We start from the raw sequence: 10,758 nt of genomic DNA on the forward strand, positions 1-10,758 counted from the left end.
TGCCGCGACGGATCGAAGAGGTTTCGCCACTGCCGAGCAGCCTGCGCAAGGCGCGCATCCGGCGTATCCGCGACCTGTTGCTGTCGATCGTGGTCGGCGGCGGCATGGCGTTGCTGTCGTACGCGATGCTGACGCGCCAGACACCCAACGACATTTCTTCGTTCTATCTCAGCCGAGCCTTGCCCGAAGGTGGCGGCAGCAACGTGGTCAACGTCATGCTGGTGGACTTCCGCGGCTTCGATACCCTCGGCGAAATCACCGTACTGGCGGCCGTGGCGCTGACGGTGTTCGCCCTGCTGCGGCGGTTCCGCCCACCGAAAGAAAGCCTGCAATTGCCCGCTCAACAGCGTTTGCTCGCGCCTGACGTGGTCACCGACCTGGTCAACCCGCGTCACGCCAGCGACACCGCGCTCGGCTTCATGATGGTGCCGGCGGTGCTGGTGCGCCTGTTGCTGCCGATAGCGCTGGTGGTGTCGTTCTACCTGTTCATGCGTGGGCACAACCAACCGGGCGGCGGCTTTGTTGCCGGGCTGGTGATGTCGGTGGCGTTCATCCTGCAATACATGGTTGCCGGCACCCAGTGGGTCGAGGCGCAAATGAGCCTGCGGCCGCTGCGCTGGATGAGTGTCGGCCTGCTGTTCGCCACACTCACCGGTCTCGGTGCGATGGTGGTCGGCTATCCGTTCCTGACCACGCATACCTGGCATTTCGACCTGCCGCTACTGGGCGATATTCACCTCGCCAGCGCACTGTTCTTCGACGTTGGCGTGTATGCGGTGGTGGTCGGTTCGACGCTGTTGATCCTCACAGCGCTGGCGCACCAATCGGTCCGCGGTCACAAAACCGCGGCCCAGCCGAAACCCGTCGCCATCAAGGAGGCCGTCTGATGGAAGAAGTCATCGCAATCGCCATCGGCGTCCTGGCCGCGTCCGGCGTCTGGTTGATCCTGCGTCCACGGACGTTCCAGGTGGTCATGGGTCTGTGCCTGCTGTCCTATGGCGTCAACCTGTTCATCTTCAGCATGGGCAGCCTGTTCATCGGCAAAGAGCCGATCATCAAGGACGGCGTACCGCAGGACCTGCTGCACTACACCGATCCCTTGCCGCAAGCGCTGGTGCTGACGGCGATTGTCATCAGTTTCGCCATGACCGCGCTGTTTCTGGTGGTTTTGCTGGCCTCCCGGGGCCTGACCGGCACCGACCATGTGGATGGCCGGGAGCCTAAAGAATGAATGCAATGACGCACCTGATCGCCGCGCCCATCCTGCTACCGCTGCTGACCGCCGCGATCATGCTGATGCTCGGCGAGAAACATCGCCCGCTCAAAGCCAAAATCAATCTGTTTTCCAGCCTGCTCGGACTCGGCATCTCCGTTCTGCTGCTGCAATGGACGCAAACCACTGACGTGCCCGGCTCCATCGGCGTGTACCTGCCGGGTAACTGGCAAGTGCCGTTCGGCCTGGTGCTGGTGGTCGATCGTCTGTCTGCGTTGATGCTGGTGCTCACCGGGATCATCGGCGTCTGCGCCCTGCTGTTCGCCATGGCGCGCTGGGACAGCGCCGGCTCGAGCTTCCACGCGCTGTTCCAGATTCAGTTGATGGGCTTGTATGGCGCGTTCCTCACGGCGGACCTGTTCAACCTGTTCGTGTTCTTCGAGGTGCTGCTGGCCGCTTCTTATGGCCTGATGCTGCATGGGTCGGGTCGGGCGCGGGTGTCTTCGGGGTTGCATTACATCTCGATCAACCTATTGGCCTCGACCCTGTTCCTGATCGGTGCAGCGCTGATCTACGGTGTCACCGGTACCCTGAACATGGCGGACCTGGCACTGAAAATCCCGCTGGTACCGCAAGCCGATCGCGGACTGCTGCATGCCGGCGCGGGGATTCTGGCGGTAGCGTTCCTGGCCAAGGCCGGCATGTGGCCGTTGAACTTCTGGCTGGTGCCGGCGTATTCATCGGCGAGCGCGCCGGTCGCCGCGATGTTTGCGATCATGACCAAGGTCGGCATCTATACCCTGCTGCGCCTGTGGACGCTGCTGTTTTCCGGACAGGCCGGAGCGTCGGCGTACTTCGGTGGTGACTGGCTGATCTACGGTGGCATGGCAACCATCATTTGCGCAGCGGTGGCGATCATTGCCGCGCAGCGCCTGGAACGCATGGCCAGCCTGAGCATTCTGGTGTCGGCGGGGATTCTGCTGTCGGCCATTGGCTTCGCCCAGCCCAACCTGATTGGCGCGGCATTGTTTTATCTGGTCAGCTCGACCCTGGCCTTGAGCGCATTGTTCTTGCTGGCCGAGTTGATCGAACGTTCGCGCTCGGCCAACGAAATCCCGCTGGAGGATGAAAACGAGATGCTGCCGCGGCCGCTGGAATCGCTGCATCCGGCCAAAGGCATCAACCTCGACGACGACCGCAAAGCCGTGGTCGGCCAAGTGATTCCATGGACCATGGCATTTCTCGGCCTGAGCTTCATCGCCTGCGCCTTGCTGATCATCGGCATGCCGCCGCTGTCCGGGTTCATCGGTAAACTGAGCCTGCTCAGCGCCCTGCTCAATCCCATGGGTTTGGGCAATGGCAGTGAAGCGCCGATCTCGAATGCCGCATGGGGTTTGCTGGCATTGCTGATTCTTTCCGGGCTGGCCTCGCTGCTGGCTTTTTCGCGGCTGGGCATCCAGCGTTTCTGGACCCCGGCAGAACGGCCATCGCCCGTGCTGCGGCGCTTGGAGTGCGTGCCGATTTTCGCCCTACTGGGGTTGAGCATTGCGCTGACCTTCCAGGCCGAGCCGCTGTTGCGTTATACCCAGGCAGCCGCCCACGCCTTGAACAACCCTCAGCAGTACGTGATGGCCGTGCTCGGCACCCGCGCGGTGCCAAGTCCGCAAGCCAGGGCTGCGCTGCTGGAGGTTCAACCATGAAGCGTCTGTTTCCTGCGCCGTGGTTGTCACTGGCCCTGTGGCTGTTGTGGCTGGCGCTGAACCTGTCGATGAGCCCCGGCAACCTGCTGCTGGGCGCCGTGCTTGGGGTCTGTGCGCCCCTGATGATGCGCAAGTTGCGCCCGCTGCCGATCCGCATTCGCCGACCGGGGGTGATCCTGCGCCTGTTCCTGGTGGTGGGGCGTGATGTTCTGACGTCCAACCTGGCCGTGGCCTGGGGCGTGCTGACTGCCGGCCGCCGTCCGCCCCGCTCACGCTTCGTGAAAGTGCCGCTGGACCTGCGCGATGCCAATGGCCTGGCCGCGCTGTCGATGATCTGCACCGTGGTGCCCGGCACAGTCTGGTCGGAACTGGCGCTGGACCGCAGCATTTTGTTGCTGCACGTTTTCGATCTGGATGACGAAGCGCAGTTCATTGAACACTTCAAGGTGACTTACGAGCGCCCGCTGATGGAGATCTTCGAATGAGTCCCCTGCTGTCGAACGCGATTTTGCTCAGCCTGTTCCTGTTTTCCGTGGCGATGATCCTTACGCTTATCCGCCTGTTCAAAGGTCCGTCAGCCCAGGATCGGGTTCTGGCGCTGGATTATCTGTACATCATCGCGATGCTGATGATGCTGACCCTGGGCATTCGCTATGCCAGTGACACGTATTTTGAAGCGGCGCTGTTGATCGCGCTGTTTGGCTTCGTCGGCTCGTTTGCCCTGGCGAAATTCCTGCTGCGCGGCGAGGTGATCGAATGAACGCAGAACTGTCTCTCTGGGTGGAAATTCCGGTGGCTATCCTGCTGGTGCTCGGCGGCCTGTTCGCGCTGATCGGCGCCACGGGATTACTGCGCATGAAGGATTACTTCCAGCGTATGCATCCGCCGGCCCTGGCTTCGACGTTGGGCGCATGGTGCGTGGCCTTGGCTTCGATCATCTACTTTTCGGCGTTGAAGTCCACGCCGGTGCTGCACGCCTGGCTGATCCCGATCCTGCTGGCGATCACCGTTCCGGTCACGACATTGTTACTGGCGCGGGCGGCACTCTTTCGCAAGCGCATGGCTGGGGATGATGTGCCGGCCGAGGTTTCGAGTCGGCGTACGGAAAACACATAGGAGCGAGCCTACAGGTTGGCTGTTCAGATCCAGGCCACCGCCAACAGCCCGCCTCCCAACACCACACATAACGGCGAGTAAACCCAGGTATCCCACCGGGCAAACCTGGAACCTTTTATCTCCTTGAAAAAACCCACCAGCTCCGAATCGCCAATGGCCCTGGCGAACAGCAACAGCGCAACTGCACTGATGACCCACTGCAACACTTGATGGTGCACCTGCGGCAACCACCAGCCGACTCGCAAACACACCAACAGGGCTATCACCATCAAGGCTGCCGCCACCATTAGCGTGAGCCAGCCTCGCGGCTTGAAGGCCGGGCGCATTGGCTTGCCGCCTTCCTGAGGCACTTGAGGAACGGCCGCCACCGACGCCCATTCGCCGCCGAACGCCCAATAAACGTGTACCAGAGCAATCACCGCAAATATCGTCACCAGCCATTGAGCCAACGCAAAGGTCATGGTTGAAGATCCTTGAAAGGGATTTGGTCAAATCATCCTAGCCGGCTTTTCTTGATGTGCACGACCGCTGGTACGCAAGCTGATAAACGAGGGGGCAACACGCAACTTTCAAAAAGCTTTGCTAACAAGCCCACGTCCACTTCAGATCCAGGTCGACGCAATTTCTGGTCCCCTGAAACCAATGTGGGAGCGGGCTTGTTCGCGAAGGCGGTCGCGGACTCACACTTTATTTGAGCTCGGCAGACACCTTGTCCGCCACCTCCTTCGGCACCCACGCTTTCCACACGTCGGGATGCTTCTTCATGAAATCCTCGGCCGCCTGACGCGGCGCGGTGTGTTTTTCGCTCATTTCAGCCAGGGCTTTGTTCAACGGTTCGATCGGAAAATCAACCTTGGCGAAGAACTCGGCAATCTGCGGGTATTGCTTCTGGAACGGCGTGGACACGCCAATGGACAGCTTGGAGGGCAGCGAGCGGGTCGGTTGCGGATTGGGGTTATCGGCGTCAGTCAGGGTCTTCCAGGCTTCGGCGTCGAATGGCGGCTCTTCCAGCTGGATCAGCTTGAAACGACCGAGCAGCGGCGTCGGCGACCAGTAATAGAACAGCACCGGTTTGCCCCGGCGAATCGAAGAACTGATTTCGGCGTCCAGCGCCGCCCCCGAACCGCTGCGGAAGTTCACATAGCTGTCGTCCAACCCATAGGCCTTGAGCTTCTGCTTGTTGACCACTTCCGACGTCCAGCCAATCGGGCTGTTGAGGAAGCGCCCCTTATTCGGGGTTTCCGGGTCCTTGAACACATCCTTGTACCTGGGCAGGTCGCTGACACTGCGCAAGTCCGGCGCCATCGGCTTGATGCCCTTGGCCGGATCACCCTTGATCACGTATTCCGGCACCCACCAGCCTTCGGTGGCCCCCTTGACCGTATCGCCGAGGCTCGCGACCTTGCCCTCGGCCTCGGCCTTGACCCACACCGGACTGCGCCCGGCCCACTCTTCGCCAATCACCTGGATGTCATTGTTGGCCAGGGCGGTTTCCAGGGTAATGGTCGTACCCGGCAAGGTGTCGGTCGGCAGTCCATACCCCTTCTCGACAATGATCCGCAGAATGTCGGTAATCAGGCTGCCGCTTTCCCAGTTCAGGTCGGCGAAATGTATAGGCGCCTGAGCGGCCAGTACCGGAACGGGTGATGTCATCAAACCGCAAGTGGCCAGGAGCGCAGCCAGCAACCGTCGAAAACCTTTCATGCTTTTGCACCTCGCGCTGTTCACAGCAATCGCAGGATGGCCTGGCAGAAGACCGCAAAGCCTCTGAATAATCAGTCAACTGACTGTAGTAGAGGTTCCTGCTTTCGAGGGGCATGGATCAATTTTCGGAAGTTTCCTGCAAGCGCGCCAGTTCTCTTCTGACCATGCTGGCGTACTCCGCCGGCCGCAGCGCGTAGATCTGTGACGCCACCCAATTCAGCCAGGCGCCCTGCAGCACAGCTTTGTGCTCGAACAATCGCAAGGCTTCAGCTTGTGCGCCAGCCTGGTTCTGTTGGTGAAAGTCGGCGCGGTTCCGGGTCATTACTCGCTGGCCTTGAACGTCACCAGTTCGCCCTTGCGCCATTTGGCTGCCTTGGCGGTTACCGCTTTGAGGGTTTTGGTCAGGCCTTCCTGCAACTGCTGGTGGGCGGCAAACACCGTGACCACGCTATGACCTTCCTTGAACAGAATGGCCTGACCATCGGCGGTGGTGACAAAGGCATAGTCGCCCAGGCCATAGACCGTCAGTTTGATTTCGCGAAACTTGATTTCCAGCTTGCCGCCTTCACGGCTGGGCAACACCGATGCGCTGAAATGATCGCCGACCTTGAGCTTGAGTCCGGGTTTGTCGTCCACCACCAATGCTGATTCGGTATCGATCTCGGCCACATAAATGCCTTCGGCACTCTGTTCGGTGATGTAGACGAAACGTGACTGGAACAGTTTTACCAGCTTCGCGCGCAAATCACCCAGAACGAACAACGCATGCATATCAAGATTACTTACTGCCAAGGAAACATCCCCACATCTAAAAATGATGCCGCACGCGGAAAAGGCGCACAGCCGAAAAAGGCGGCAATGCCGAAAATGCAACCGAAAGACCCGGGTTGAAAGCCTGAACGAGTAGAGGACTCATCCATCACGAGACTTGAGCAGACTACTGGAACATCGCTCGTGTCGCCTTGCCTGGCATTCGTCAAAGGTTGAAGGAAAACGCCTTTCTTACAGCCAGAGAAATACGGACTATCAACTTCAGGGAAAAAACTCTTAAAAAAAAGCACTTTTCTGACATATCGCCAGCCGAAAATTGCTTTAGATAACCATCAATCACCCACCAGTGATGCCGATTCTAGAGCAGCGATGCTCATTGAGACTACCCATTACGACGTACATACGTCGGCAAAACAACGAAAAGGACTTCATATGTGCACACTGACACACTTCGCCCACCCACAGATTCCCAGCACCGGTACCTCTTCAACCCCGTATCCGGCGGCGTTGCCGCACTGTGATGCTCATCGAGCACCCAGGTTTCAGGTAGTCCTGGCCGGGAATGCGTTCTTCCATATAAAAGAAATTTCCACGGGGCATGTAAGAGGTTTCCGTGGCGATCATAACGAAGCCTGCGCCCTCGCCCGCGCGCTTGAGACGCCCACTTGACACCCTTTGCCGCGCCGCAGCCTTCAAACGTTTCGTCGTGCCGGCGACTTAACTCAGCCGCCGGCCCGCAACTGCTGCCATACTGCCGAACCCATTAAACGCGTCCCGCCAAAGAGGACGACGTTGAACATAACAATGTATTTCCAAGGGAAGGCTGCTACGTGACGGAATTTGATATCGGTGAGTTTTTTATCCGGGGCGAAGCCAGAGAAGTTGAGGGCGAGTTTCAGGCAGTGATTGTCATGCGTGCCAAGCCACCGCAAAAAGCCGTGACCTATCACCAGGTCGAAAAAGATCGCTGGTTCAAAACCCCTGAAGTCGCCGCCATCGCTGCGCAGGAGTCCGCTCGGGAACTAAAGGCTGCCGTCGACGCCGGTGCATTGAAAGCCTGATAGCCGGTTTTATGCCGTCTATGCTCATTGCTGCGTTTGAACATCGCTTTCGAACTTACTGGAACGCGGCTTGCTCAGAGGTAATGGAGCCGAAGCTCAGTGCTCGTACGCGACCGATTATCAGCAAGGAGATGAAGATGGAATCACCGACCCACGACTTGAAAGGTTTGTTCGACCAGCTCGGCCTGGACTCCACCCAGAAAGCTATCGACGATTTCATTGCCAGCCATTCGCCGCTGCCCGATGACAAGAAGCTCATTGATGCCGAGTTCTGGACACCGCAGCAGGCCAGTTTCCTCAAAGAACAACTGCGCGAAGACGCCGACTGGGCGCGGGTGGTCGACGACCTCAACCTGCGCATGCACCAGGTTCACTAGCGGCATGGGTGCTGGCTGCCACGGGCTCGGCTTTCTACTGTGCCAACCAGGCAGCCTTGCACGCCTGCGCTTGCACTAGCGCGGTTTTTCCGGCCTGTAACCCAGGCGCAAACCACCCCAATGCCGCCCCTTGAGCATGATCGGCACTGACAGGTCATGCATCAGCTCACCGGTGTCACGGGTGTAGGTTTGTAGCAACACTGGTTGCTGATGGCTGCCGCAGCGGATCCCCGTGCGGTCAGCAAATTTGCGTTTGGTTCGGTTGTGCAGGGTATCGACCTCGGCATCGCCTGTCAGTGGCTGGCTGAAAACCGCGTTGTGGGTCGGCACGTAGCCCTGCTGAGTGCAGGCGATGGCGAACACCAGTCCTTCATGACGCGGCAACAACGGTTCCTGAATCGCCGGCAGGACCTGATCGGTGTAGCGGTCGAAACGAGTCTGGAACTTCGCCGGACTGGTGTTGGGGATCGCCTGATAATTTCGATCGAACAGGTCATCGAGGCTTATCCGGCCTGCATCAATGTCCGCTTCAAAACGCGCGGCAATCTGGCTGGCACCCTCCCGGGCCAGGTCATAGATGCGCTGGTGATAGTCATCCAGACCCACTTCAGCCAGGCGTTCGCTGATGGTTTCGGCCTGGCCTTCCATCTGTACCGCGGCCTCGGCGAGGCGCCGGGTCTGCTGGTCGCTGATCGCCAGGTCGCTGCGCATCTGTTCAATGGCGTGAAACAAGCTATCGAGTTGCTCGCGATTGGTGTCGGCGCCGCGGGCGATTTCCCCAACCTGATTCTCGACGCTGGCGGCCAGGCGGGCGATGTTTTCCAGTTGCTGACCGGTGTGCTCGACCTGCTCGACACCGCTGTCCAGGTCGCTGGACAGCTGACGGATCTGTTCCACCACCTGGGCGGTGCGTTGCCGGATATCGGCCACCATTTCGCCGACCTCTCCAGTCGCCGCTGCTGTTCGCGCAGCGAGCCCGCGCACCTCGTCGGCGACCACCGCGAAACCACGGCCGTGCTCTCCAGCCCTTGCCGCTTCGATTGCAGCGTTCAACGCCAGCAGGTTGGTCTGGCTGGCGATGGACTGAATCACCAGGGTAACGCGCTGGATATCATCGCTGCGCAGGCTCAAGGCTTCGATCAATTCACGACTGCTGTTGGCGCGCTGGCTGAGCTGATGCATGCGCGCAATCGACTCGATCAACTCGGCGCGCCCCACTGCACCACTCTGATGAGCCTCACTGGCAGCACTCAACGCCTCGCGACTGAGCATCGACGTGGCTTGTTCGGTAGCGATCATGACCTCAGCGTTACTGACGATTTGTGCGGCAGCGCCGAGTTGCGATTGCAGCTTGTCGGCCAACTGCTTGACCGAAAAGGCCACGCCAGCGGCTGACAGCGCATTGTGACTGGTGGTGTAGGAGAGATCGCGAGTCAGCGTGGAAATGGCACTGGCTGTATCAAGGGGCGCGGCTTGGGGCGTTGCGCGTGAACGCAGGCGAGGCAGCCAGATGATCAGCACAGCCAACGGCAGGCCAAGGTAAAGCGACCATCCTGCCAATGTCATGCCACACAGCAACAAGATCAGGGCGATGCTTTGCAGGGTCGGTGCGAACCAGCGGTTTTTCGGCAGAAATACTGGTGCAGGCACGGCCGCAACCAGAGACTCGTCTCTCGTCATCGTTGTCACCCCAAACATCTTCTAATTGTTGTCTTCGCATTAAACGCCACTATAGGGCCATTATCTATGAGCCTTTAGTCGTGGACGTTGCAGTAGATCAATAGACGTGAGGGATTTCTGTAGACGTCGAAAAGCAAGATCGCAGCCTTCTGCAGCGCCTGCTCGCGTTCACTTGAACCTGTAGGCGCTGCCGAAGGCTGCGATCTTTTCAAAGGCAGCCCGATTTAATGGGCTACCCCGCAGAATCAGGCCTGACGCTGGTGCTTGTCGATTTGCTCGTGACGCTCTTGAGCTTCGATGCAGTACTTGGTGGTCGGACTGATCAGCAGGCGCTTGAGGCCGATTGCCTCTCCGCTGTCGTCGCACCAGCCGAAGCTGTCTTCCTTGATGCGTTCAAGGGCTTGTTCCAACTGAGGCAGCATGCGCTGGTCGCGATCGATCGCGTTCACCAGCCAGGTACGCTCTTCTTCGACGGAAGCCGCGTCAGCCGGATCGGCCGGAGTATCCAGGCTTTCAATGGCGATGCGGTTTTGTTCGATGCGCTCATGGGTTTCGACTTTCATGTTCTGCAACAGCTCAGTGAAAAAAGCGTGTTGCTCGGCGTTCATGTAGTCATCCGCCGGCATGGCCAGCAACTTGTCCTTTGTCATTGATATCTCTATAAAAAAACGTGCATTAAGGCGAATTAGGGAGCGTTCCGGCAGACCGGTACAGGTCTTCGGAAAGGCGCCGTTTATACCAAGCGCCACCCGGCACTCAATTTACGAGGGGCGGCAGTCTAAGGCCGAGTCGAGGCCTCAGCAACTGAAAAGACAGCGAATTTGTCCGACAAAGCCACGAAAATGCTCTATGGCAGGCATCGAGGTGGCTATCGGAGTGCGTTTATAGCAAGAAATTCAATCCAGCACAGGTATATAGAAGATAAACGGCTGCGTTTGCCTGTCCCTGAAGCGCAGACAAGGTGGGCGCCCGAACGGGTCTGCGCTGAATCGCCACATAAACGAACGCCATCGCGAGATGGCTCGCGATGGCGCGGTACAGCACCGACAAGGATGGGATTACATTAACAAGGCGATCAGGATGATGATCGGGATCGGTACGCCGAGAAAGAACAGCAGTAATGAACGCATGATGAT

16 protein-coding genes are annotated in these 10,758 nt (G+C 59.0%); 9 read left to right on the forward strand and 7 right to left on the reverse strand.

Features of this window, described 5'->3' with window-relative positions:
• The 6 genes from mbhE to D8V06_RS14875 form a co-directional block, all read left to right on the forward strand.
• On the forward strand, positions 1-887 hold an 887-nt coding region (mbhE, locus tag D8V06_RS14850), incomplete at its 5' end, for a hydrogen gas-evolving membrane-bound hydrogenase subunit E (RefSeq protein ID WP_277751301.1).
• Positions 887-1,231 (forward strand): Na+/H+ antiporter subunit C, encoded by a 345-nt coding sequence (locus D8V06_RS14855; RefSeq protein WP_007986256.1) that lies wholly within the window; start codon positions 887-889, stop codon positions 1,229-1,231. The genes mbhE and D8V06_RS14855, both read left to right, overlap by 1 nt.
• Entirely contained in the window at positions 1,228-2,913 is a 1,686-nt protein-coding gene (locus tag D8V06_RS14860; RefSeq protein WP_130931214.1) for a monovalent cation/H+ antiporter subunit D, read from the forward strand. Before D8V06_RS14855 ends, D8V06_RS14860 begins: the two co-directional genes overlap by 4 nt.
• A complete protein-coding gene (locus tag D8V06_RS14865) occupies positions 2,910-3,398 on the forward strand; it encodes a Na+/H+ antiporter subunit E (protein WP_130931215.1) in 489 nt (162 codons plus the stop codon). The genes D8V06_RS14860 and D8V06_RS14865 overlap by 4 nt, the downstream gene beginning before the upstream one ends.
• Positions 3,395-3,673, forward strand: a complete 279-nt coding sequence (locus D8V06_RS14870) for a K+/H+ antiporter subunit F (protein ID WP_056856714.1) — start codon at positions 3,395-3,397, stop codon at positions 3,671-3,673. The genes D8V06_RS14865 and D8V06_RS14870 overlap by 4 nt, the downstream gene beginning before the upstream one ends.
• Positions 3,670-4,029 (forward strand): Na+/H+ antiporter subunit G, encoded by a 360-nt coding sequence (locus D8V06_RS14875; RefSeq protein ID WP_056856715.1) that lies wholly within the window; start codon positions 3,670-3,672, stop codon positions 4,027-4,029. Before D8V06_RS14870 ends, D8V06_RS14875 begins: the two co-directional genes overlap by 4 nt.
• 23 nt (positions 4,030-4,052) lie before the next feature.
• On the opposite strand, the gene D8V06_RS14880 is transcribed toward D8V06_RS14875, so the two are convergent.
• The 4 genes from D8V06_RS14880 to D8V06_RS14895 form a co-directional block, all read right to left on the reverse strand.
• Positions 4,053-4,490 carry a DUF3995 domain-containing protein gene (locus D8V06_RS14880; RefSeq protein WP_056856716.1) on the reverse strand — a complete coding sequence of 146 codons (438 nt, stop codon included), beginning with the start codon at positions 4,488-4,490 and terminating at the stop codon, positions 4,053-4,055.
• A 226-nt stretch (positions 4,491-4,716) separates the two neighbouring features.
• On the reverse strand, positions 4,717-5,733 hold the full coding sequence (locus tag D8V06_RS14885; protein WP_056856717.1) for an ABC transporter substrate-binding protein: 1,017 nt from the start codon (positions 5,731-5,733) through the stop codon (positions 4,717-4,719).
• A 118-nt stretch (positions 5,734-5,851) separates the two neighbouring features.
• Positions 5,852-6,055 (reverse strand): hypothetical protein, encoded by a 204-nt coding sequence (locus D8V06_RS14890; RefSeq protein ID WP_056856718.1) that lies wholly within the window; start codon positions 6,053-6,055, stop codon positions 5,852-5,854.
• Entirely contained in the window at positions 6,055-6,504 is a 450-nt protein-coding gene (locus D8V06_RS14895) for a hypothetical protein (protein WP_177434434.1), read from the reverse strand. Before D8V06_RS14895 ends, D8V06_RS14890 begins: the two co-directional genes overlap by 1 nt.
• A gap of 432 nt (positions 6,505-6,936) precedes the next feature.
• Between D8V06_RS14895 and D8V06_RS30870 the strand changes: the two genes are divergently transcribed.
• The 3 genes from D8V06_RS30870 (at position 6,937) to D8V06_RS14910 (ending at position 7,942) form a co-directional block, all read left to right on the forward strand.
• On the forward strand, positions 6,937-7,173 hold the full coding sequence (locus D8V06_RS30870; RefSeq protein WP_130931216.1) for a hypothetical protein: 237 nt from the start codon (positions 6,937-6,939) through the stop codon (positions 7,171-7,173).
• A 161-nt stretch (positions 7,174-7,334) separates the two neighbouring features.
• Positions 7,335-7,565, forward strand: a complete 231-nt coding sequence (locus D8V06_RS14905) for a hypothetical protein (RefSeq protein ID WP_056856720.1) — start codon at positions 7,335-7,337, stop codon at positions 7,563-7,565.
• Positions 7,566-7,702: 137 nt separating this feature from the next.
• Positions 7,703-7,942, forward strand: coding sequence for a DUF2789 domain-containing protein (locus D8V06_RS14910; RefSeq protein WP_056856721.1), 240 nt, complete (start codon positions 7,703-7,705; stop codon positions 7,940-7,942).
• A gap of 75 nt (positions 7,943-8,017) precedes the next feature.
• Here the strand turns inward: D8V06_RS14910 and D8V06_RS14915 are convergent, their stop codons facing one another.
• The 3 genes from D8V06_RS14915 to D8V06_RS30590 form a co-directional block, all read right to left on the reverse strand.
• Positions 8,018-9,622: a methyl-accepting chemotaxis protein gene (locus D8V06_RS14915; protein ID WP_130931217.1), complete on the reverse strand. Its 1,605-nt coding sequence runs from the start codon at positions 9,620-9,622 to the stop codon at positions 8,018-8,020.
• Between the two features lie 245 nt (positions 9,623-9,867).
• Positions 9,868-10,272 (reverse strand): TraR/DksA family transcriptional regulator, encoded by a 405-nt coding sequence (locus D8V06_RS14920; protein ID WP_003225981.1) that lies wholly within the window; start codon positions 10,270-10,272, stop codon positions 9,868-9,870.
• 232 nt (positions 10,273-10,504) lie between these two features.
• Positions 10,505-10,758, reverse strand: a 254-nt coding sequence (locus D8V06_RS30590) for a hypothetical protein (protein ID WP_206663186.1), incomplete at its 5' end; no start/stop codon positions are given.

Source organism: Pseudomonas sp. Sample_24 (genome assembly GCF_004307605.1).
Classification (GTDB): Bacteria; Pseudomonadota; Gammaproteobacteria; order Pseudomonadales; family Pseudomonadaceae; genus Aquipseudomonas.